This window comes from Dietzia sp. B32, assembly GCF_024732245.1.
Classification (GTDB): domain Bacteria; phylum Actinomycetota; class Actinomycetes; order Mycobacteriales; family Mycobacteriaceae; genus Dietzia.
Genome location: NZ_CP093845.1, coordinates 1,641,793 through 1,664,810, shown reverse-complemented (window position 1 = coordinate 1,664,810; position 23,018 = coordinate 1,641,793). Strand labels below are relative to the sequence as shown.

19 protein-coding genes are annotated in these 23,018 nt (G+C 71.2%); 11 read left to right on the top strand and 8 right to left on the bottom strand.

The genetic code is table 11. The features are described 5' to 3' along the window. The first annotated feature begins 4 nt into the window (after nt 1–4). Nucleotides 5–889: a nitrilase-related carbon-nitrogen hydrolase gene (locus tag L8M95_RS07975; RefSeq protein WP_260488943.1), complete on the top strand. Its 885-nt coding sequence runs from the start codon at nt 5–7 to the stop codon at nt 887–889. Continuing rightward, entirely contained in the window at nt 886–1,851 is a 966-nt protein-coding gene (locus tag L8M95_RS07970) for a hypothetical protein (RefSeq protein WP_260488942.1), read from the top strand. The genes L8M95_RS07975 and L8M95_RS07970 overlap by 4 nt, the downstream gene beginning before the upstream one ends. A 191-nt stretch (nt 1,852–2,042) precedes the next feature. On the opposite strand, the gene L8M95_RS07965 is transcribed toward L8M95_RS07970, so the two are convergent. Both L8M95_RS07965 and L8M95_RS07960 read right to left on the bottom strand, forming a co-directional pair. Next, nucleotides 2,043–3,350: an FAD-binding oxidoreductase gene (locus L8M95_RS07965; RefSeq protein WP_260488941.1), complete on the bottom strand. Its 1,308-nt coding sequence runs from the start codon at nt 3,348–3,350 to the stop codon at nt 2,043–2,045. Nucleotides 3,351–3,505: 155 nt separating this feature from the next. After that, a complete protein-coding gene (locus tag L8M95_RS07960; RefSeq protein WP_260488940.1) occupies nt 3,506–4,189 on the bottom strand; it encodes a hypothetical protein in 684 nt (227 codons plus the stop codon). A 131-nt stretch (nt 4,190–4,320) separates the two neighbouring features. Here L8M95_RS07960 and L8M95_RS07955 point away from each other — a divergent pair, with 131 nt between their 5' ends. Continuing rightward, nucleotides 4,321–5,373 carry a DUF368 domain-containing protein gene (locus L8M95_RS07955; RefSeq protein WP_260488939.1) on the top strand — a complete coding sequence of 351 codons (1,053 nt, stop codon included), beginning with the start codon at nt 4,321–4,323 and terminating at the stop codon, nt 5,371–5,373. Between the two features lie 22 nt (nt 5,374–5,395). Here L8M95_RS07955 and L8M95_RS07950 read toward each other — a convergent pair whose 3' ends face one another. After that, nucleotides 5,396–6,379 (bottom strand): SRPBCC family protein, encoded by a 984-nt coding sequence (locus L8M95_RS07950; protein ID WP_260488938.1) that lies wholly within the window; start codon nt 6,377–6,379, stop codon nt 5,396–5,398. Nucleotides 6,380–6,418: 39 nt separating this feature from the next. After that, on the bottom strand, nt 6,419–6,781 hold the full coding sequence (locus tag L8M95_RS07945; RefSeq protein ID WP_260488937.1) for a metalloregulator ArsR/SmtB family transcription factor: 363 nt from the start codon (nt 6,779–6,781) through the stop codon (nt 6,419–6,421). Between the two features lie 158 nt (nt 6,782–6,939). Here L8M95_RS07945 and L8M95_RS17510 point away from each other — a divergent pair, with 158 nt between their 5' ends. Then, nucleotides 6,940–10,323, top strand: coding sequence for a DEAD/DEAH box helicase (locus L8M95_RS17510; RefSeq protein WP_312027451.1), 3,384 nt, complete (start codon nt 6,940–6,942; stop codon nt 10,321–10,323). 43 nt (nt 10,324–10,366) lie between these two features. Here L8M95_RS17510 and L8M95_RS07935 read toward each other — a convergent pair whose 3' ends face one another. Beyond that, nucleotides 10,367–11,158, bottom strand: a complete 792-nt coding sequence (locus L8M95_RS07935) for an ROK family protein (protein ID WP_260488936.1) — start codon at nt 11,156–11,158, stop codon at nt 10,367–10,369. Between the two features lie 151 nt (nt 11,159–11,309). Between L8M95_RS07935 and L8M95_RS07930 the strand changes: the two genes are divergently transcribed. Then, nucleotides 11,310–11,927, top strand: coding sequence for a malonic semialdehyde reductase (locus tag L8M95_RS07930; protein WP_260488935.1), 618 nt, complete (start codon nt 11,310–11,312; stop codon nt 11,925–11,927). 27 nt (nt 11,928–11,954) lie between these two features. Here the strand turns inward: L8M95_RS07930 and L8M95_RS07925 are convergent, their stop codons facing one another. Further along, nucleotides 11,955–12,683: a hypothetical protein gene (locus L8M95_RS07925; protein WP_260488934.1), complete on the bottom strand. Its 729-nt coding sequence runs from the start codon at nt 12,681–12,683 to the stop codon at nt 11,955–11,957. Nucleotides 12,684–12,807: 124 nt separating this feature from the next. Continuing rightward, on the bottom strand, nt 12,808–13,407 hold the full coding sequence (locus L8M95_RS07920; RefSeq protein WP_260488933.1) for an Ltp family lipoprotein: 600 nt from the start codon (nt 13,405–13,407) through the stop codon (nt 12,808–12,810). 222 nt (nt 13,408–13,629) lie between these two features. Between L8M95_RS07920 and clpB the strand changes: the two genes are divergently transcribed. The 5 genes from clpB to L8M95_RS07895 all read left to right on the top strand — a co-directional run bounded on the left by clpB (nt 13,630) and on the right by L8M95_RS07895 (nt 20,129). After that, a complete protein-coding gene (clpB, locus tag L8M95_RS07915; protein ID WP_260488932.1) occupies nt 13,630–16,182 on the top strand; it encodes an ATP-dependent chaperone ClpB in 2,553 nt (850 codons plus the stop codon). Nucleotides 16,183–16,364: 182 nt separating this feature from the next. Then, nucleotides 16,365–16,508, top strand: a complete 144-nt coding sequence (locus L8M95_RS07910) for a hypothetical protein (RefSeq protein ID WP_260488931.1) — start codon at nt 16,365–16,367, stop codon at nt 16,506–16,508. Nucleotides 16,509–16,569: 61 nt separating this feature from the next. Continuing rightward, a complete protein-coding gene (locus L8M95_RS07905) occupies nt 16,570–16,746 on the top strand; it encodes a hypothetical protein (RefSeq protein WP_260488930.1) in 177 nt (58 codons plus the stop codon). A gap of 164 nt (nt 16,747–16,910) precedes the next feature. Beyond that, complete coding sequence (locus L8M95_RS07900; protein ID WP_260488929.1) at nt 16,911–17,795, top strand: sulfurtransferase; 885 nt, start codon at nt 16,911–16,913, stop codon at nt 17,793–17,795. A 102-nt stretch (nt 17,796–17,897) separates the two neighbouring features. Continuing rightward, entirely contained in the window at nt 17,898–20,129 is a 2,232-nt protein-coding gene (locus L8M95_RS07895) for a hypothetical protein (protein WP_260488928.1), read from the top strand. Between the two features lie 84 nt (nt 20,130–20,213). Here L8M95_RS07895 and L8M95_RS07890 read toward each other — a convergent pair whose 3' ends face one another. Next, the gene (locus L8M95_RS07890) at nt 20,214–21,779 is read right to left on the bottom strand and encodes a hypothetical protein (protein ID WP_260488927.1); all 1,566 of its coding nucleotides are present in this window, start codon (nt 21,777–21,779) and stop codon (nt 20,214–20,216) included. 461 nt (nt 21,780–22,240) lie between these two features. Between L8M95_RS07890 and L8M95_RS07885 the strand changes: the two genes are divergently transcribed. Further along, entirely contained in the window at nt 22,241–22,960 is a 720-nt protein-coding gene (locus L8M95_RS07885; RefSeq protein WP_260488926.1) for a hypothetical protein, read from the top strand. Nucleotides 22,961–23,018: the final 58 nt, after the last annotated feature.

The following is a 23,018-nucleotide window of genomic DNA, read 5'->3' as shown; positions in this document are numbered from 1 at the left end:
CGCCGTGCGCATCGCCGCAGCCCAGATCCTGACCGGACGCGACCCGCAGGACAACCTGCGACTGGTCCGCGAGTCGGTGGCCGGGGCCGCAGCGCAAGGGGCCCGGATCGTGGTGCTGCCCGAGGCCACCATGCGGGCGTTCGGTGCCGGCCGCCTGGACGAGATCGCCGAACCCCTCGACGGCCCGTGGGCGACCGCGGTGGCCGAGAGCGCACGGCAGCACGGTGTCCTCGTCGTCGTCGGCATGTTCACGCCCGGGCAGGGCGGCCGCGTGCGCAACACCCTCCTGGTCACCGGCCCGGCCGGCGACGCCGGGGGAGGATCCGCCGGTGAGGGGCAGGGCGCTAAAGGGCAGGGCGGGGACGTCCACCTGGGTTACGACAAGATCCACCTGTTCGACGCGTTCGGGTTCGCCGAGTCCGACACCGTCGAGCCGGGCGATGCGACGCGCGTCGTGTCCGTCGACGGCGTCGGGGTGGGCCTGAGCGTCTGCTACGACATCCGTTTCCCGGGCCAGTACCGCGCCCTCGCGGACGACGGCGCACGGGTCATCCTGTGCAGCGCCTCGTGGGGCGCCGGCGAGGGCAAGATCGACCAGTGGCGGCTGCTGTCGCGGGCCCGCGCGCTGGACTCGACCACGTTCCTGCTGGCCGTGGGCCAGGCCGATCCCGAGGCCGAGGGCGTCGAGGTCAAGCCCGGTGCCCCCACCGGCGTCGGCCACTCCCTGCTCGTCGGCCCGGACGGGACCGTGCGTGCCGAAGCCGGTGCCGGGTCGGAACTGTTGGTGGTGGATGTCGACGACGACGAGGTCTCCGGCATCCGGAAGGTGATCCCGGTGCTCGCCAACGGACGGGTCACGGAGTCCCCGGCCGGGGAGGTCCCGCGGTGACCGGGCCGGGCGACCAGAACCGGGGCGAGGGGCCCGCAGACTCCGAGCGGCCGGGCGACGACGCCGTCACCGAGCCGAACCAGGCCGCCGATCCGCCGACGCAGCACCTGCCGCCCGCCGATCCGCGCGCCGATCCGCCGACCGAGCACCTCCCGCCGGTCGGCGCGGGGGAGGGCAGCACGGCGTGGTCGCAGTACCCCGGCTACCCGGCCACCGCGGGTCATCCCGCTCCCGGCCACCCCACCGGGGACGTTCCCCCGCCCGGTGATGTCCCGCCGCCGGATGACGACGACGCCTGGGACGACGGCGGGGGCGGCGGCGACGGGTCCACACCGTGGATGATCGCCGCCATCCTCCTCGCGGTGGCGTTGGTGGCGGCCCTGGTGGTGTGGCTCGTCTCGGCGACCGGCGGGACCGAGGACCCGGTTGCCGCGCCCACCACGACGACGCAGACGACCACCTCGCAGACCAGCCGGACCACCCCACCGACCACGCCCACGACCACCGGCCCGCCGAGCCCGGCGGAGCGCTGCCGCCCGGGGTTCGTGGCCGATGCACTGGGCAGCGGCACGACGGTGCGGGAATGCGACGAGCGCTTCCTGCTGGTCACCCGTGACGACGGCGAGATCGAGCTGCTCACGTGGCGGGATGACGCCTGGGCGTTCCTGGCCGAACCCACCTCGGAGGTGTGCCGCGAGCAGCTCCAGCAGCTGGGCGTTCCCGACCGGTTCCGACGCGTGTTCCAGCCCTGCGACGTGATCACCAGCCCCAGCACCTCGCCGACCAGCCCGACGAGTCCCACCACCACGACGGGCACCTCGAGCAGCACCGAGACCCCCGGCCCGCCGGCGGGCCAGCCCGAGCCCGGCAACGGTGACGGAGCTGACGGCGGGGACGGAGCTGATGGCGAGACCGCTGATGGCGACACCGCGGCCGATGAGGCGGCCGCGGACGCCGGATAGGGCGCGACCGGCGCCGACAACGGCGCCGACACCGTCCCATCGGCGCGCTGACCCGGCCGCCGCGGCGTTCCTGCATCGAGAAGACACTTCCGCGCGTCCGCTCTCGGACGTCGTGTGCGGAACTGTCTTATCGACCGCGAATCGACCGCGGATCGGCGGCGAATCGGCGGCGACTGGCAGGCCCGCGCCGCTCAGGGGCGGTCGTAGCTGATGTTCTCCCGCGGGGTGCCCGCCGCGACCAGGCCGCGGATCGTGGCACGCAGCATGTCGGGCGAGCCCGAGACGATCACCTGCCGGTCGGCCCACGATCCCCACTGCGTGACGGCCTCGACCAGGGTCCCGGACTGCCGTCGGTGCAGCGTGCGGGGCAGTTCCTGCCGGGGGCCGGCCCACCAGGGGTCCTCGTCGGACTCGGAGACGGGCTGGATGGTCAGCCACGGGGCGGTGGCGGCGAGGTCGACCAGGGTCGGCAGGTCGTAGAGGTCACCGGGGTAGCGGGCCCCGTAGAACAGGTGCACCCGCGGGTTGTGGGCGTGGCGCATCATGTCCAGCAGCAGGCACCGCAAGGGGGCGATCCCGGTCCCGCCGCCGATCATGAGCACGTCGCGGAACGGCTCGGTCCGGTCCACCTCGAGCAGTCCGAGCGGGCGGGCGACCACCCAGCGGTCGCCCACCCCCACGCCGCGGACCAGGGATCCGCTCAGCGCGCCGCCGGGTACGTCGCGGATGTGGAATTCGATCTGGCCGGCCGGGTTCGACGGGATCGACGGGCTGAGCCGTCGCCACACGCCGGGAGCGTAGGGCGTGAGCACGCTGAGGTACTGCCCCGGGTGGTAGTCGACCATCACGTCGCTGAGGAGCCGCACCACCACCACATCTCGGGTCGGCCGGAGGACCTCCACCACGGTCGCTCCGACGCGCGCGGGCCCCCGGTCGTCGGCGGAGGCGCCCTGCTGCAGCGCGGTCGACAGCACCCGGTAAGCGGTGCCCAGGGTCGTCTCGAGCCGGTCGTCCCAGCCGCGTCCGGCGAGGTGGCGCAGAGTGTGGGCCAGCGCCTCCCCGAAGCGCTGGTGATGCCCGGGCGTCAGTTCGAGCTTGCGGTGGTCGGCTCCCAGGTCGCGGGCGAACTCGACCACCTCCTCCACCTTGTCCCGGTCGCCGCGCGCGTGCTCGGTGGTCTCGAACGCCCACCGCATCGCCCGCGCGAAGTCCCGGAGCACCGGTGTGGCGTCGCGGGGGAACAATTCACGAAAGTCGGGGTCGGCCACCCGCAGGGCCCGGGCGAACAACGCGGGGAACCGCTCGTCGGCCAGCAGGTCGCGTAGAGCGAGCAGCGGCGGGGTCTGCGCCTCGACGGGGACCGGCTGCTCGAGCGGCTCGGCCAACGGATCGACGGGCGTGCCGAGGAACGGGTCCAGGTCGATGTCTCCCACGAGGCGCTCCAGCTCGGAGGCACGGAACGGTTCCTCGGCATGGTCCGGTCCGGGGCCGTTGCTCACCGTCGCACGCCTCCGTCCTCGTCGTCGTCGCTCTGGTCGTCGCTGCTGTGGTTCTCGCGGGCGTCGTCCTCGCGCCGTCCGCTGGCCCCACCCTATCCGCGCACGAGACCCGCCCGCCCGGTCACTGATCAGGGCGGCTCACTGATCAGGGCGGCTCACCGGCCCAGGGTGATGTCGACCCCCGCGCGCAGTTCGTCCTCGGTGTAGGTCAGTTGGCCGCGGCCGGCCAGTTCCACCATGTAGAACGAGCCACCGGCGGGGACGTCGGGGAACTCGAAGGTGAAAGTGCACGAGGACAGGTCGCCGCCGGAGTAGACGAGCATGGCGGTGCCGATCTGCGTGGTGCCGCCCTCGATGAGCGTGATGGTGGTGCCCTCGCCGATATCGGACAGTGTGATGGGCATATCGCAGCCGGTGCGGTCGCCCGAGACGGGTTCTGCGGGGGTCGAGACGACGGTGAACGTGCCGTCGACGGTGAATGACCCGGACCCCGGCGCGCTGTCGGCCGGGGGGAGGACCTGGGGGAAGGGGCCGCGCGAGGGGTCGGTGCGGCGGCCGGGGTCGGATCCTGGTCCGAGGAAGACCACGCCCAGAGCCACGACGACGACGAGGGCCGCCACCCCGATGATCGCCGCGGCCGCGCCGGTGCCGCGCGGGCGGTCCTCTGCCGGGGCAACGGCGGGCGGTGGGCCGTCGCCGGGGCGGCCATCGGGGGCCACGGGTGTCCCGGGGGTCGCGGGGGTGTCCGGATCCGGCCCCGGGACCGGGGATGGCAGTGGCCGGGGCGGGTCGCCGCAGCGGTAGGTGCCGTCGGACAGCGGGGGGTAGTGCATCGGCATGTCCCGACCTCCCGCGCCGACCCGGGGGCACGTCGCCGGATGACGCGCCGCTGGCCCCCGAGCCTAGTCATCACGACGGGTCGTGGGTGAGCCGCTTGGACCCCGGGGCGCGGTTCGGGGAAGCTGGAGGAATGACTGCCGATTCGTCGAGGCCCACCCGCGACCACCACGACCCGGTCCGGTCCATCCATGACCCGGTCGACGACGCCGATCTCGACCCCGGCACGCCGGTGCCGGTCCGGCCCGGTCCGCTGGGGATGGTCGGCAACGTCGTCCGTGGCGCGCTCATCGGGATGGCCGAGCTCGTGCCCGGCGTCTCGGGTGGCACGGTGGCACTGGTGACCGGCGTCTATCCGCGCTTGCTGGACTCCGGGGCTCACGTCGTGGACGGTCTGCGCTCGGCCGCTCTGGGGCCGGAGCGCCGGGCCCGCACCCGCGCGGCGTTCCGGCACGTCGACTGGTGGCTGCTGTTGCCGCTGGCGCTGGGCATGCTCGCGATGGTCTTCACCATGGCCGGTGTGATGAAGGGGTTCGTCGAGGGCAGTCCCGAGATCGCCCGAGGACTGTTCCTCGGCATGGTCGCGGCGAGCGTCGCCGTGCCGCTGGGGATGGCGCGGGCCACCCCGGGTGGGCGCAACTGGGTGCTGGGCCTGATCTTCGTGCTCGGCGCCGCGTTCGCGTTCGTCCTGTCCGGGTTGCCGAGCGGGTCGATCAGCGACCCCTCCTACCTGTTGGTGTTCGTCGCGGCGGCGGTGGCGATCTGCGCACTGGTCCTGCCCGGCGTCTCCGGGTCGTACCTTCTCCTGGCGATGGGGCTCTACGCCCCGACCCTCGGCGCCGTCGACGACCGGAACTTCGCCTACCTCGGTGTGTTCGCGCTGGGCGCGCTCGTCGGTATCTCCCTGTTCGTCAAGGTCCTCGACCGCCTGCTCGAGGATTTCCGCAAGCCCACGCTGGTGGCCATGGCCGGCCTGATGCTGGGGTCGCTGCGTGCGCTGTGGCCGTGGCAGACCGAGGAGGCCGAGGTCCTGGCCCCCGGCGCCGACTGGCCGGCGGTCCTGGCCGCCGTGGCCGCGGGCATCGTCGTGGTGCTGATCGTGCTGGCCGTCGAGCGGGTGTTCGCGGACAGGACCGCCACCACCGACCCCGACCCGCGGGCCTCCGCACTCGAGGACCGCGGGTAGGGCGTAGCCGATCGGGCGGCGGTCAGGTGCGCGTGAGTACCTCCGACTCCAACCTCCGGTATCCGGTCTCCATCCCGTCGACCATGCCGGTGCCGAGGATCATGTCGCGGAGCTCGGCGCTGTCGTAGGTGATGACGAGTGTCATGAGGGTCCCGCCCTCGACGGCCGTGAGGGTCTGTTCGTTGAGCGTCGGGGGCGCGCCGGCCCCCTCCATCGTCTCGGTGAACACCTCGCGGTGCGGGGGATCGGTCGAGACGAGCTCCCCGGTGAGCGCGAACGCTTCACCCTCGACGCCGTCGTCGGGGGCCCACTCGAATCGAGTGGTCTCACCGGGCGCCGAGGCGACGCGGCAGTCGACCAGGGCCCAGCCGTCGGGCCCGTGGAACCACCTGTCCAGCAGCTCCGGATCGTGGTGGGCGTCCCAGACCTGTTGCGGCGTGCCGCGCAGGATGCGGGAGAACCGCACCGTCCGGTCGTCGAGGAACCGGGACTGCGTGCCGGTGTCGGCCGCGAAGGTGGCGTCGTCGGTGACCACGGCCTCGATCTGGCCCATCGCCTCACGGGTGCCCTCCTCGATGCCCATCTCGATGAGCTTCTCGAGTTCGTCCACGCTGTTGAAGTGGGTGGTGGTCTCGAGGCGGGAGCCGGTGGCCGTCTCGCCGAAGGTGAACACCGCGCGCGTGGTGGGCAGATCGGTGTTCGGGCGGCCGTCGTCGTGGCTGAAGCCGTCGAGCACCTCGAACGAGCGGCCCTCGTCCACGGACAGGAATTCCCAGTACCCGCCGGCCCGGGTGCCGTCCGGGCCGGTCATGTAGTAGTCCGAGCGGCCGCCGGGGAAGACGTCGTGCCGGGTGAAGGTGGCCGGCCAGGTGGGCGGCCCCCAGAACTTCTCGAGCTGGCGCGGGTCGACGTACGCGTCCCACAGGCGGCGGACCGGCACCGGGAACTCCGCGGTGATGGTCAGGGTCAGCCGGTCGAGGTCTCTGTCTACGGAAGTCACAGGCATGGCCTGCCTCTTTTCTCGTGATACTGTCGATGTGATGGGTCAGTCCTCGGCGAGGAGGGCGTCGAGCCTGTCGATGCGTCCCCGCCAGATGTCCTCGTAGGCGTCGAGCAGGCGTTGCGCCCCGCGGATCGCCCTGAGGTCTCCTCGGATCCGGCGTTCACGCCCGATCCGGTGGTCTGTGATCAGCCCCGCCTCCTCCAGTACGTTGACGTGTTTGCGGACGGCCGCGAACGACATGTCGTAGTGGTCCGCGAGTTCGGAGACGGAGGATTCGCCGGCCAGGGTGCGCCGGAGGATGTCCCGCCGGGTCGCGTCGGCCAGGGCCCGGAAGATCCGGTCCACCTCGTCGTCGCTGAAGTCCGGCCCACTGTGGTCCACTTCGTGTGCTCGATATGAAACCATGTGGTATCACGATAGGCCGGTGGTCGGTCACGGTCAATAGTCGGTCGGAAACGCTGTCCGCACCCGGTTCTCCACAACCCGTTCCGCCTCCACAGGGAATCGGCTTACCGGATCCGGTGTCCGGGCATCTCGTCGTCGTCGTCCTCTAGCCTGGCGGCGTGCCGGCATCGATCCCCCGGGTTCCCGAATCCCACGTCGCGTCCTTCGTGGGCTCCGCGGCGCTGGGACGTGCCCGCGCCTACGCGAACGCGACGCGGGTCCGCGACGTCGCGTACGACGCCGGCACCCACCGGCTCACCGCGAACGTCGAGGGCAGCGGAGGCAGGGGCGGCCGTGGTTGGTACTCCACGAGCGTCCACCTCACCGCGCCGGCCGCGGATGGCTCGGCCCGCCCGCTGCGCAGCATGTGTTCGTGTCCCGTCGCGCTGAACTGCAAACACGCCGCCGCACTCATGCTCTTCGCGGGAGCGCAGGCGAACCACGACGAGTCGGTCCCGGCCTGGCGCCGCCAGGCGGAGGAGTCGCTGCGCGCGCTCGACGCCCCGCTTCGGCAGCCCGAGGCCCCGGTGGTCGGACTCCAGCTCTCGGTGGTCCGGGACGAGCTGGCACCGGACGACGGCTCGGGCGGGTTGCGTCCCGGGCTGGGCAACCGCCTCAAGGCCCGGATCGTCGTGCCGGGCAGCGGTGGGCGCTGGAAATCGGCCGGCGTGGAGTGGGACCGGCTGCGCTACGGCTGGGACGGTGCACTGTCGATGGCGCAGGCCGGCTGGTTTCGCGCCGTCGACGCCCTCGCGCGGAGTCACCGTCAGGCGCGCGTGTGGCTGGACCTGTGCGACGCCGAGGTCCCGGCGCTGTGGCCGCTCATCGCCACCGCGGCGGAGGCGGAGATCGAGATCGTCCCCGGTGACGGCCTGAGGGAGGTCGTGCCCGGACCACCGCGCCGCGTGGGACTGACGGCGTGGAGCCCCGACGGCGCGGAGCTCGTGTTGGTCGCCGCGGCAGAGGTGGAACCGGAACCGGGCGACGACGGCGACGACGAGGGCGACGACGACGAGGTCATCGACCGTCCCCTGCCCGGCGCCCTCGTGGGGGAGCACGGGGACATGGTCGCCCTGGTCAGGGGCCGCGTGCTGGAACTCTGCCCCGTCGGGCGTCTCGACCCCGGCGTGGCCCGGCGGCTCCGCGACTGGCAGACGCTGACCATCCCGGACGAGGCGGTCGGGGAGTTCTGCGCCGACTTCCTCCCCGACCTAGCCGACCGGTTCCCGGTGGTCGACCGGGTCGGGCGGCTCGAACTGCCCGAATTCGACCGCGTGGAGCTCGAGCTGACGATCCGCCCCCTCGCGGGAGCGGGCGCAGGCGGCGCCGGTGCGGCGGCCACTGCGGGGCAGGGCCTCGAGCTGGTCCTGCAATGGCAGCGCGTCGACGTGATGCGGATGTCCGACGGCTCCGAGGCGGAGCGCCGGCGGCCGCTGACCGCGGCCGACCTGGGCGAGCGGAGGCCTGCCCCTGCCGATCCCGCCGTTGTCACGCTGGCCGCCACGGTCAAGGTCGCGGGTTGGGAATGGACGATCGCGGAGGGCGCCATCCGGGTCTCCGGGCGCGATGCCGGGATGGTGCTCACCGACGGGATCAGGGAGCTCGGTGCCCTGGACGGCATCCGGGTGACGGTGCTCGACGGCGTCCCACAGATCCGGCGGGCCACCGAGGGACCGCGGATCCATGTGGCGACCGAGGACGACAGGTCCGGGATCGACTGGCTCGGGCTGACGGTCACGGTGACGGTGGAGGGACGCCCGGTGCCGTTCGCGGCGGTGTTCCGGGCGGTCGTCACCGGCCAGGAGGAGTTCATCACCGACGACGGGCTGCTCGTCCCGGTGGACCTCGAACGGTTCGGGGAGCTGCGCGTGCTGCTCGAGGAGGCGATGGAGGCCGCGGCCGACCGGGTGGGCAGGGGGCCGAACTCCACGGGCGTGCGGATCGGCCTGGGTCAGGCGGGCCTGCTCGCGGACCTGGCCGAGTTGGCCGACGACCTGGCCCCGCCCTCGGGCCGCGCCGAGGCGTTGCTCGAACTGGCCTCCGACACGCCCGCCCCCGTGCCGGTCCCCGCGATGCTCGAGGCCGACCTGCGGCCGTACCAACAGCACGGTCTGGACTGGCTGGCGATGCTGTGGCGCCACCGGATCGGAGGCATCCTCGCCGACGACATGGGCCTGGGCAAGACCGTGCAGGCGCTCGCGCTGATCGCCCACGCGCACGAGACGGCCTGCGCCGCACCGGCCGGGGTCGACGAGGCCGGATCGCCGGGCCCGTTCCTGGTGGTGGCGCCGTCGTCGGTCGTGCCCAACTGGGAGGCCGAGGCCTGCCGGTTCGTCCCCTCACTCCGCGTGGCGCGACGATCGGCGACCGAGGCCAAATCCGCCTCCACGGTCGCCGAGGACGCCCGCGCGCACGACATCGTGGTGACCTCCGCGACCGTGCTGCGTCTGGACGCCGAGTCCTACGCCGGCATCGACTGGGCCGGGGTGATCCTCGACGAGGCCCAGCAGGCCAAGAATCCCACCTCCAAACTCTTCGCGGCGCTGGCCGGGCTGCGCGCCGACTTCCTGCTGGCCGTGACCGGCACGCCGATGGAGAACAACCTCACGGAGCTGTGGGCGGTCGCGGCGCTGTCGTGCCGCAGTGTCCTGCCCGACGCCAGGGACTTCCGGTCCCAGTACCGCACGCCCATCGAGAAGTACGGTGACGCCGCTGCGCTGGAACGATTGCGGCGGCGGCTGCGACCGTTCCTGCTGAGGCGTCGCAAGGAACTCGTGGCCGGCGATCTGCCCCCGCGCACCGATGCGGTGATGGAGATCGAACTCTCGGCGACGCACCGCCGGATCTACGAGCGGGAACTGGCCAGGCAGCGGGCATCCCTACTGGCGTTGCTCGACGACTTCGAGGCCAACCGCATCAGCATTCTCGCCGGGCTCACGGTGCTCCGGCGGTTGTGTCTGGACGCCTCGCTGATCGACCCGGACCACGCCGGGGTCGGCTCGGCCAAGACCGATGAGCTCATCGCCTCGCTGCGGGAGGTGGTGGCCGAAGGGCACCGCGCGCTGGTGTTCAGCCAGTTCACCACCTACCTCGACACGGTGGTCGACAGGCTGCGCGACGAGGGGATCACCGTGGCCCACCTCGACGGCCGGACCACCGACCGCGCCGGCGCAGTGGGGGAGTTCACCGAGGGCGGTGCCCAGGTGTTCTGCCTCAGCCTCAAGGCCGGCGGCGTGGGGCTGAACCTCGTGGGCGCCGACTACGTGTTCCTGCTGGACCCGTGGTGGAACCCGGCGACCGAGGCGCAGGCCGTCGACCGGGCGCACCGCATCGGCCAGACCCGGCCGGTGCTGGTATACCGGATGGTCGCCCGCGACACCATCGAGGAACGCGTGGTCGAGCTGCAGCGCCGCAAGGCGGAACTGTTCGCGTCGGTCCTGGACAGCGGTGAGCACTTCTCCGCCGCGCTCACCGCCGACGACCTGCGGGGGTTGCTCGACTAGAAACGGCCGGCCGGGTGTCGGGGGACCGGCCCCGGGCGTGAACTCAGCGCCGCTCGGGGAAGGCGAGCCCCGCGGCCACGGCCGCCCCGAACAGGGCGGTGTCACGCGAGGGTGAGTAGACCACCCGCGGGGTGGACACCGAGTTCGGCAGCGACTGCAGCTGCTCGGCGACCGGACCGTGCAGCGCCTTGCCGAGGCCCACCACGATCCCGCCGGTGAGCAGGACGGTCTGCGGGCGGAACAGCTGGACGGCGTCCACGAGGAACGAGCCGAGTCGGTAGGCGTAGATCTCGGCGGCACCGTCGCCGTGCTCCCGCTCGAGGTCGTACAGCCCGTGCCCGCCGAGCCCCCACCAGGCCTCGGTGTTGGTGCCGTCCCCGACGATGCGCCAGTGCCCGAGATCCCAGCCGGTGTGACCGCACGGGTGGATGAGCGCGCCGTGGTGGTTGAGGGCGCCGAACGCCAGGGACGATCCGAGCGAGATGGCGATCCCGCCGAACTCGACATCCGGGAGCCGCGTCAGAGCCAGGGCGTGGGCGTCACCGTCGCCGATGACCGACACCGGTGCGTCGATCAGCGAGACGAGTTCGGTGCGCAGTTCGCCCTCCGCCCAGGCCGCGGCCCGTGAGAAGACGACGTGGCCCCGGTCGGCGTCGACGTGGCCGTTGAGCGAGACGCCCACGCCCGCGGGGGAGTCGTCGACGGCGAGGACCGCTGCGGCGAGGTCCTCGGCGGTGGCGACCTCGGCCCCGTGAACGCCGACGACGTTGCCGTCGACGACCGCGCCGATCCGTGTGCCACTGCCGCCGATGTCGACGACGACGCCGTTCCTCATCGCTGCACCTCCGGTTCTCCCATCACCATTCTCACCTCTCATTCGTAGCGGCCGCGGCGCGGGCTGGGTGATGACTTCGTACAACGGGGGTGTGCCCGATCTCACGCGGGTGTCGGGCATGGGCGAAGTCGTTCCACCGTTGATTGTGGATATGGCTACATCTATCGATACCCGGCATCCCCTCGTTCTGGACGAGCAGGCTCAGGACCTGCTGTTCCGCGAGGCCCGTTCCGCCAACGCGTTCACCGACGAGCCCGTCACAGATGAGCAGATCGCCGCGATCTTCGACCTGGTCAAGTGGGCTCCGACTGCGATGAACACCCAGCCCCTCCGGGTGGTGGTCATCCGGTCCGACGAGGCCAAGGCCCGGTTGCTTCCGCACCTGGCGGCGGGGAACAGGGCCAAGACCTCCAATGCCCCGGTTGTCGCGCTGCTCGCCGCCGACATCGACTTCCACGACGAGCTGCCCACACTCTTCCCGCATTTCCCCGGCGCGCGCGACCTCTTCGTCGGCGACGAGGCGACCCGCGCGGACGCCGCTCGACTCAACGCCGGACTGCAGATCGGCTACGCCATCATCGGCATCCGTGCCGCCGGACTCGCCGCCGGCCCGATGGCGGGATTCGACGCGGAGGCCGTGTCCCGGGAGTTCTTCCCGGACGGTCGCCACCAGGTCCTCGTGGCGGTCAACATCGGCAAGCCCGCCGAGGACGCCTGGTTCGACCGGTTGCCCCGACTCGACATCGACGAGGTCGTCGAGACACTCTGACGTTCCACGTGGTCGGCGACGGGCACCTCAGCTGGTGGGTGCACCCGGGCAACCGACTACGTGTAGCGCGAAGTGGTCGCCATAGCCGAGGAGAACCTGCGGCTGGTGACCCGGCCGCTCGGCCATGACCTCGGGCCCGTACGGCACCGCATGGGTGACCCCCAGTGCGTGCATGAGTTCGTGCAGAGTGAGGCTCCGGGTCCAGGCGTCGCCGGGGACGGGGGCGACGTGTTCGGGCCGAAGGGTGACGAATCCCTGGAGTACCAACCCGCGTGGCCAGACCGTGACACCCCCGATGCCGGCCACGTCCGTCCCGTGGAAGTCCGGATGGTCCCCGTACGTGACGGAGATGGCCCCCTGGCCCTCTTTGTCGGCCCCCGAACCCGGCCCGACGAATCGCAGGGGCAGCCCACTGGCGAAAGCGAGCGTCTCGACGGCCCAGGCCAGGTCCGCGGCGCTGCCCGGGGGCGCCTGGTAGGACCGAACCGGGATCTCGTGTCCGCACGGCCAGTGTGCGATGAATCCGTCGTCGCCGGTCTCGATGGAGTAGTCGACCCCGTCGATGAGCCCGGCAGGTGGCCGGTAGTCCTCCGGGCGTCGAGGTGACCATTCCCCCTGCAGTGGCACCGGCGCGCCCGGGATGGTGGTGTCCACGGCGTGCGCGTCGCCGGCGCGGAAGATCCCGCCGTCGCCGCCGGAGAGCCGGACCGCGCCGTCGCCGATCGCGGCGATCGTGTCGCGGTGCTGTTCCGGCACCTTGTCCAGAAGGGACGGGGTCGTTCCGATTACCGCTAGGGCAATCGCCACCGGAACGGTGACCGCCAGGAAGTAGATGACGCCTCGTGTGGCCCGTGCGACGGGACTGTAGTAATCCACCTCGCTACAGCCCGGCCGCGGTCGCCCCGTGGGCGGCCTGGTCCGCGGAGTAGCCCTCGTACTGGAGCTGTTCGATGAGGCCTGAGCGCGAGAATCCCGAGATCGACAGGTACTGCTCGGCCGATCGGGCGGCCTGGACGTTCCAGTCCACCGTCAGAGAGTCCACCGCGGCGGCGGCGTCCGCGGCGGAATAACCCTCGTACCCGAGCTGCCCGATCAGACCGGAACGCGAGAACCCGTAGATCGACAGGTACTGCTCGGCCGACCTCGCCGCATTGCGCTGACCGGCGCTGACTCCTGTTCCGGCTCGGGGTACGGCCGCGGGAGCCGCGGTGGTGGCGGCGGGGACGACGGTGTCCGTCGCGGCGGCGGTAGCGGTGGACCCGGTGGGGCCAGCGGTGACGGTGACCTCCCTCGTCACGGTGCTCGTCGTGGTGGCGGTGACGGTCACCGCGTCCGCCGCCTGCGCGGCGATCTGCGGATCGTCGCCGGGGGAGCAGGCGGTGGTGACGACGACGAGGGCGGCGAGTGCGGCGGCGGCCCGCGGTCTGCCGGGGGTACGGAACCGGCCGGGTGCGATCGTCGTCGGGACAGTGGAGGGCATGGGGACGTGGTTCACGGGATCTGCCTGCGGCTCGAGGGTGGAACGGGTGAGGGCGCCCGTTGGAATCTAAGAGTGTACTCATTGCGGACGGCGTTCACATCACATCGCACGACTTGAGTGGAATAGACTCAAGGCAACTGTGGTTGAAGAGAGTGTCCGGCCGGATCCGAGCCGGTGTTGATTCACGTACGCTCAACCATACGTCGAAGAAAGGACCGGTCGATGAGCCAGTTCAACCCCACGACCAAGACCCAGGCGGCTCTGTCGGCCGCTGTCCAAGCCGCCTCCGCCGCGGGCAATCCGGATGTGCGTCCGGGGCACCTGCTGGTCGCCCTGCTCGAACAGCGGGACGGGATCGCGGGGCCCCTCCTCCAGGCCTGCGGGGTGGACCCGCAGCTCGCCATGACCCAGGCGAAGGGCCTCGTCGGCGGATACCCCAAGGCGTCCGGCTCCGGTCTCGCCGCCCCCAACTTCAACCGTGACGCCCTCGCCGTCATCAACTACTCCCAGACCCTCGCGGCGGAGATGGGCGACGACTACGTCTCCACCGAGCACGTCCTCGTGGGCATCGCCGCCGGTCACACCGGTGGCGACGCGGCCAAGCTCCTCACCGAAATCGGGGCCACGGAGTCCGCCCTCAAGGAGGCGTTCACGGCCGTCCGCGGGAACACGCGCGTGACCTCCGAGAACCCGGAGGACCAGTACCAGGCGCTGGAGAAGTACGCCACTGACCTCACCGCCCGCGCCCGTGAGGGCAAGATCGACCCGGTGATCGGGCGCGATTCGGAGATCCGGCGCGTGGTCCAGGTCCTGAGCCGCCGCACCAAGAACAACCCGGTGCTCATCGGCGAACCCGGCGTCGGCAAGACCGCCATCGTCGAGGGACTTGCCCGCCGCATCGTCGCCGGTGACGTCCCCGAGTCCCTCAAGGGCAAGACCCTGCTCTCGCTCGACCTGGGGTCGATGGTCGCCGGCGCCAAATACCGCGGTGAGTTCGAGGAGCGCCTCAAGGCGGTGCTCGACGAGATCACCGCCGCCGAGGGGCAGATCATCACCTTCATCGACGAGATCCACACGATCGTCGGCGCCGGCGCGACCGGCGAGGGCTCGATGGACGCCGGCAACATGATCAAGCCGATGCTCGCCCGCGGTGAGCTGCGGCTGGTCGGCGCCACGACACTCGACGAGTACCGCAAGTACATCGAGAAGGACGCTGCTCTGGAGCGCCGCTTCCAGCAGGTGTACGTGGGCGAGCCGAGCGTCGAGGACACCGTGGGGATCCTGCGTGGTCTCAAGGAGCGGTACGAGGTGCACCACGGTGTGCGCATCACCGACTCCGCGCTGGTCTCCGCCGCCGCGCTCTCGGACCGCTACATCACCCAGCGGTTCCTGCCCGACAAGGCGATCGACCTGGTCGACGAGGCCGCCAGTCGTCTGAAGATGGAGATCGACTCGCGGCCCGAGGAGATCGACGCCGCCGAGCGGATCGTCCGCCGACTCGAGATCGAGGAGGTGGCGTTGCAGAAGGAGACCGACGCGGCGTCCCGGGATCGTCTCGTGGCTCTGCAGGCCGAGCTCGCGGACGCCAAGGAGAAGCTCTCCGAGCTCACGGCCCGCTGGCAGAACGAGAAGACCGCGATCCAGGGTGTGCAGCTGATCAAGGAGGAACTCGACGCGTTGCGCACCGAATCCGAGAAGGCAGAGCGCGACGGCGACTATGCCCGGGTGGCCGAGATCCGCTACGGCCGGCTTCCGGAGCTGGAGAAGCAACTCGCCGACGCAGAGGAGTCGGAGGCCGCGGCCGGCGCGATGCTCAAGGAGGAGGTCGGCCCGGAGGACGTCGCCGAGGTCGTCTCCGCCTGGACCGGGATCCCCGTGGGCAAGATGCTCGAGGGCGAGACCGAGAAGCTGCTGCGCATGGAGGACGAGATCGGCCGCCGGGTCGTCGGCCAGGGTGAGGCGGTTCGGGCCGTGTCCGACGCCGTGCGCCGGGCCCGTGCCGGGGTCGCCGACCCCAACCGCCCCACCGGCTCGTTCCTCTTCCTCGGTCCGACCGGCGTGGGCAAGACCGAGCTGGCCAAGGCGCTCGCCGAGTTCTTGTTCGACGACGAGCGGGCGATGGTCCGCATCGACATGAGCGAGTACTCCGAGAAGCACAGCGTCTCGCGGCTCGTGGGTGCCCCTCCGGGCTACGTCGGCTACGAGTCCGGCGGCCAGCTCACCGAGGCGGTCCGGCGCAGGCCGTACACGATCGTCCTGCTCGACGAGGTCGAGAAGGCGCACCCCGACGTCTTCGACATCCTGCTGCAGGTGCTCGACGACGGTCGCCTCACGGACGGTCAGGGCCGCACGGTCGACTTCCGCAACACCATCCTGGTCCTCACGTCCAACCTGGGCGCGGGCGGCACGCGGGAGCAGATGATGGACGCGGTCAAGCGTGCGTTCAAGCCGGAGTTCATCAACCGACTCGACGACGTGGTGATGTTCGACCCGCTCAGCGAGGAGCAGCTCGAGCACATCGTCGACATCCAGATCGACGAGCTCGCGCGGCGCCTCAAGGGCCGGCGACTGGTCCTGGAGGTCGACGACGCGGCCAAGGGTTGGCTCGCCCGCCGGGGTTACGACCCCGCCTACGGCGCCCGCCCGCTGCGCAGGCTGGTGCAGCAGGCGATCGGCGACAAGCTCGCCCGCGCCCTGCTCGGTGGCGACATCCGCGACGGCGACACCGTCACGGTCTCGCTGGCGGAGGACGGCGAGTCGCTCATTCTCCGCTGACGCCGGACTCGATCCGGTCCCTCCCATCATCGCTGTTCCCCGCCCCGTCGAAGGGCGGGGAACAGCGGGCTTGTGTATAAGTATTGTGACCAACGCCACATTGATATAGATTCCTTCACCAGACCGGTTCGGTCTGCGGCCACCGTCCGGTTGGTCGCGTCACGAGGGTGAGGAGATTGACGATGGGTTCCTTTGCAGGGTCCGCGGAAGCTGCGGGCGACGATTTCTTGCTTGACCTGTTGACGGTCATCGGCGGCATCGACGGGCTCGTCGGTGCACTCTTCGGTTCGCTCGGTGCGATGATCGGCGTCGGCGGCGGCGCCTGACTTCACACGTCTCAACCAGATCTGTCGTTCACCTGAGTTCCATTCATCGAAGGAGTGCACAATGCTTTTCGGTTCGATTGACAACATCTTCGGCGTCGTACAGGGCAGCGTCGAAGCCGCGGGCGGTTCGCTCGGAGGCATCCTCGGCGGCGGCTCCGGCAGCGTTGTCGGCCTGCTCTCGACCGTGTTCGAGGCGATCTACGCGGCCAGCGGCCAGCCGGTCGCCTCGCCGATCTGACCTACGATTCCTGACCGGGTGCCCCGCGGCCTTCCCCGCGGGGCACCCGTCATTTCCGGTCCCGAGGGTGGATTCCCGGCCTTCCCCGGCGTCCCCGCGACGCCTGTCCTCCGCGGCGCTGCGGGGAGGGGTCACCTCGTCGTCACAAGGACTATCCTGGCCACGTGACCAGAGAACCCGCCCCCGCCCCCACCACCCAGGTCAGTCCCCTTCTCGTCACGGCCCGCGAGCTGATCGAGGACGTCGCCACGCTGCCGACCCCCGTCATCCTCGACGTGCGCTGGCAGTTGGGCGACACCCGCGGCCGCGAGCACTACTGGTCCGGTCACATCCCCGGTGCGCAGTACCTGGACCTGCCCGGTGACCTCGCGGGGCAGCGCAACGTCCGCGAGGGCCGTCACCCGCTCCCGTCGCCGGAGGACTTCGAGGACGCGATGCGCCGGGTCGGGATCGACGAGGACAGTCGCGTGGTGATCTACGACGACTGCGGCAACACCTCCGCGGCGCGCGCCTGGTGGCTCATGCGCTGGGCCGGCAAGAAGGACGTCTACCTGCTCGACGGCGGGCTCAAGGCGTGGATCGCGGAGGGCGAGGACCTGGCGGTGGGGCCCGGGAACCCGGTCTCTCGCGGCAACGTCACCTTCGACCTGGACCACATGCTCACCGTCGGCATCGAGGACGCCGGCGCGTGGCCCGAGCGGGGAGTGCTCATCGACGCCCGCACCCCGGAGCGTTACGCGGGTCGCACCGAGCCGATGGACTCACGGGCCGGGCACATCCCGGGTGCGGTCAACATGCCGACGGGGAACTTCCTCGACGAGCGCGGCCACTTCCTGCCGGCCGAGGAGATCCGGAAGATGTTCGCCGACGTGGGCGTCGCCAGTGGGTCGGACGCGGTCGTGTACTGCGGTTCGGGCATCCACGCCTGCCACGCGTTGGCGGCCATGGAGGTCGCGGGGCTCGAGACGGGCCGGTTGTTCCCGGGTTCGTGGTCGCAGTGGTCGGCGGACCGGATGCGGCCCGTCGCGATCGGTGATCAGCCCCGCTAGTCGCCCTCCGCTCCACCCCACGCCCGTCCTCACGCCGGTCGCGCCCCCACGCGCCGCTGCGCCTGGCCGGGCAGACCGCCGCCGCTGACTACCCTTGAGGGCATGGTCTGGATCTGGTTCCTCGTGGCCCTCGTGCTGCTCGCCGCGGCGCTCGTCCTGTTGCGCCTGGACGCCAAGCAACGCGGCGGCGCGCCGGGCATCCCTCGTCGCGAGAAGCGGCGGGCTGTCGCCTCGTCGCCGGTGGGGGAGGCGCCGGGCGATGACGCCGACGCATACGACGACAACCGGGACGACGACGAGGACCCGCTCGTCGGCGCGCCGGCGGGCGAGGTCGAGCAGGACGCCGGGTCCGCCGATCGGTCGGGGGAGCCCCGTCTCGCGCCGTTCCAGCGGTCCGAGGCGCCCGGCATCGAGGGCGAGATGGCAGCGGGCGGGGTGGCAGGGGGCGGGGTGACCGACGGCGGCGCGGAGCCGGCGGTGGACGACCTGCCGGAGCCCGCCGCGGCCGTCGTCGCTCCTGAAGGTCCCGACGCCGACGCCGACGCCGACGCCGACGTCGACACCGACTCCGGCGCGGACGCCGTAGCGGACGTGCACGCCGACGCCGATGCCGGGCCTAACGCGCTGACCGGTCCGGCCGCTCCCGCGCCGCTCGATCCGGCCGAGCCCACGGCGGAGTCGTCTCCGCGGCTGCTGGACCGGGTCCGCGCGCTGCTGCCCGCGCGACGGACGCGGGGCACCGCCCCGGAGCCGGTCGCGGAGCGCCCCACCGACCCGCTGGCCGATTCGCCGGTCGTGCGCTGGCTGGAGGACCGCGAGTTCGCGCCCACCCCCACGCCGGCGCCGGAGTTCATGCACGGCGACTTCGCCGGTGGGCTCAGCGCCCTGGGCACGGTGTCCCACGGCGTGTTCCGGGGCCGCCGGGCGATCATGGGCGTCACCGGGGGGCGTACCGTCCTCGCGCTGCGCCGCGACACGGCCTCCGACGTGGTCCTCGACCTGAGCCGCCCGGACGTCGACGCCGAACCCGGATTCCACGACGCCGGCGAGGTCGGCGCACTGGAGGCCCGGACCTCGGACTACGGACGTCTGGACCTCATCGACCGCGACCGACTGGCCGACTCCGTCCGCGGGGTCCCTGCCGGGGTGCGGCGCGTCTGGGCCGAGGGCGAGTGGGTCGCGGCGACGATCGACGGCGTCGACGATCCCTCCACCTGGGATGACGTGGTGGTGGCGCTACACGGGGCGGCCGATGTGTTGGCCCCGTTTCCGCCTATCGGTGGGCGGGCCCGCGCGCTGCCCTCGGAGATCGATCCCGGGTCGCCCGGTGCCGCGGCGGGACCCGAGGCCGACCCCACCGTCGGGATGGACGGCGAGATCGGCACCGGCACGAACGGCGCCCCGGCGACCGCCGCGCTGCCCGACCCGGAGGACTTCGCCGTCGTCGACGACGAGGGCACCGACCCGGTGGCCGGCGATACCACCGACACCGACACCGACGGACAACCGGAGGATGTCGCCGGCGACTCCTCCGCCGCGGAGGCCTCCGCGCCGGCACCCGAGCCCCGGCGGGCCGGCCACCTACGCCTGGTCCCCGACCGCAGAGGCGTACGCGACCTGACCGACGTGCCCGTCGTGGCCGACCGGGGGGACACCTCCGACGACACAGCGGACGACACCGCGGACGGCGTGGAGGACCTCACCGCGCACGTCACAGTGGGCGACGAGACCATCGAGGAATCCGACCCGTTCGCCGAGATCATGGAGCCGTCGGGCCCGGTCCCGGCCCGCGGGGACGTCGCCGCCGATCACCTGGCACCGAGACCCCCGCTGTCGCGCCCGACCCGCGGTATCGGGCAGGCCTATCCCGAGGACGCGTCGGTCCCGCCGCTCGCCGCCGGTGCGACGACCGGCGCCGCCGGCATCAAGCCACTCGGGTCGGAGGACGACGAGGACGAGATCCGCGACGAGGTCGAGCGGTTCGACGCCGCTCGCATCGACGGTGGCTCCGACCTCGACCACGCGTCGGGCGGTCGACACGATTCCGAGTCCGCCGAACAGGGAGCCGGAGGGGAGACGGGCCGGCTCACCGTCGCGGACCTCGCGGCCAAGGTGGGGGCGACGCCGTCGAGTGGTCGGCGTCATCGTCGCCGCGCGGAGCCGGATGCGGAGGCCGGGGAGCAGACCGATGACCAGGCTGACGCCCGGTCCGACGACGCCCGGTCCGACGACGCGGGGGCCGAGGGCACAGACGCCGGCCGGGAGCGCCCCGGCGTCGATCCGGACGTCGAGCAGACCGCGCGGCTCCGGCTCCCGCCCGACATCCGGGACTGATCTCTGAACGGCAGAAGGCCCGCCCACGCTCATGCGTGGACGGGCCTTCCGGTTTCGTGCGTCAGGCTCCCGGTGGGGACGAGATCAGGACGCCGAGCTGAGCATGCCGGTGACCGTGGGGCTCGACAGCGGGGCCACGTCATGCCCCACGAGGTCGCTCAGGCTGCCGGTGATCGGGTTGGTGATCCCGCTCAGGTCCAGCGAGCCGGGAGCGGGCGGTGGGGTGATGGTCTCGCCGTTCAGGCCCCTCACGACGACAGGCGAGGGGGTGGCGGTGGAACCCTTCCACTCCTTGTAGTCCTCCCAGATCGTCACCAGCTCCACGGTGTAGTAGTGGACGGTGGCGAGCTCGCTGCGCGAGACCTCGTCCGTCAGGGTCACGGTCGTCCCGGACGCCGGCATGGTGACGGGAGCGCCGACCGCCTCGCCGTCACGGTACAACTGCACCTGCGTGGTCGCGGGGAAGTTGGTCGCGGGCCGGGCGAAGGTGGCCGTGACGGAGACCGGTTGTGTGGTGTCGGTGAGCGTTCCCACGCGCGCGGCGACGGTGAAGGTCGTGTTGTAGAACACCGTGGGCTTCTCGGTCAGGGTGAGCTGGATCGTGTCCGAGCTCGGGTTTACGTTGCCGGCCACGCCGGAGTACTCGGCGATGACGGTCCGGACCTGGTCCGGATCACCGTCCGGGATCCGCGGGAACTGGTGGGTGACGGTGGCCATGCCCGATGCGTTCGGGTTGGCCGTTCCCACGACGAGGTTGGTCTCCTGGTCACGGAAGGTGACCGTTCCCTGCGAGATGTCGGAGGGGCTGACGTTCTGCGCCGTGACCTGGGCGGTCAGGTTGACGGGGATGGAGGAGTCCGCGGTCTGATCGCCGCCCACCACGTTGGTCGTGGAGTCGATCGTGACCGGCGCGGAATCGGTGACAGGGACGGTGATCAGGCTGGCGGCGTTCTGGCTCACCGCGCAGTCGACATAGGTTCCGGTGTTGTTGGTACCGCGGGTGTAGGCGAACTGGGTGTTGGCCCCGTTGTTGGCCGACGCCGCTCCGGCGCCGGGCAGACCCACCACGATGTCCTCGCCCGGGGTCAGGGGCGCGCGCATGGTGATCTTCACCGCGGGGAGCCTGAAGGCGGCGTTGCTGGTCTTCTGGAGACCTGCGTTGGTGGAGGTGCCGGTGCTCGAGCCGTAACGGGCCGAGGCGCCGCCCCAGATCCGCAGCGCGGTCCCGGCGGCGTCGGTCGCCTTGGATGTGGCGTTGATCTTGGCGATCGCGGGGGTGCCGCTGTTGAATCCGGACTCTCCACCGGCCAGTGCCGAGCTGACGACGTAGGCGTTCGTCGGCAGCTGGATGTCGTAGGTGACGCGGCCGGTCCGAGCCTGGACCGGCTGCATGGACCCGGGCTGGAGCGTCACCTCGAAGACCTCGCCGGGGGCGACGGTCTCCGGGTAGCTGACGGACACGGAGTTGGTGAACGGTGCGTTACCGCCGATGTTGCTGGTGTTGGCAGCGATGCAGCTGTAGGTGACATCCACGGTCTGATTGATGATCTCGGCACCTGCCTGGGCTCCGGCGGCCGGCGCGAGCCCGACGGCCGCACCGAGCGGCAGGGCGGCGCAGGCCGCGAGTGCTAGAGCGCGTCTCCTGAACATAAATATCCTCTTTTCTGAGGGGGGCCGGCCGAGGGGCCGTTGGATCCTCGACATGAAAGCGGGCCCGGGGGCGGTGTCGTGTCTCCGTCGGGAGTGCGGTGACACAAAGACGCACAGAGTGTGACATGAAACACGCGGTGAATCCAGTCTTATAGAGCAACGAGTTGAACGGGCCGGATTTTTCGAGACGCCCCGCTGACGGAGTAAAGAAACACAAATTGCACCAGTTGGCGGGTGGTACATGTTTCGTCAGCTTCTGAAATGTGGGGGAAGTGTCATTTGTAACGGAAGGGGCGAAAGTGATGTCTTGTAATAATTTCGTTATACGTCGAGTGCGTAACAGCTTTGTGCGACATGTCACACTGAGGCGGTCTGCTGGTGAGGCGGTGTCCGGGGTCCGGATAGATCTGGATCGGCGCTGTACTTATCGGAATTATTGCAAACGCAAAGGAGATTCCAAGATGGCACGAACGTGGCATCCCGTCGCTCGTGTGGCGGCACTCGGAGTGGCGGCGGCCATCGGCGCTGCCATCGCGCCGGCTGCGCAGGCGCAGATCCCGGGGAACAATCCGCAAACCGAGGTGTTCCCGGTGGACGACCCGCGAATCCTGATCGAGGTCGACGGTCTCAACGAGGCTGACGGCACGGTGCAGGTGACGATCCAGAACAACACCGCCGCCTCGGTGAGCTGCACCGGAGTCGGTGGCGGACCCGCCGCCACGGTGACGACGGCCGAGGTCGTGGCGCGATCCGTGGACTTCTACACGCAGTTCCCGAACACGACCCTCGCCGATCTCACCCTTCAGATCCCACAGATCGGCAACCAGACGATCCCCCTCGGGTCGGTCACGGACCAGATCGGCAGCGCGGGCGAGTTCATGAACCCGGAGTGGGCGGCCCTGGACGCCAGCGGTGCCGCTCTGACCGATGCCCGGCTGGCCGGGCAGTACGGGGTGATCCCCTCCGCGTTGTCGCTGCCCGCGAGCCAGGCCGTCGTCCGGACCGTGCGGCTGGACCACCCCAGTGAGGGCACCCGCGCCGACTTCCAGACGGGCGTGTTCCTGACGTGCCAGCTCGGTGGTCAGCGGTACGCGTTCCACGCCTATGAGGGCGAGATCAAGCCCCAGTACGGCGGCAACACCGCCCAGGGATCCCTCGCCAGTGTGGGTCTCGGCAGTTAGGCACCCGGCATGCGGATGGGATCCGCGGACAGACACGGCAGAGCACACCGACCCCGCC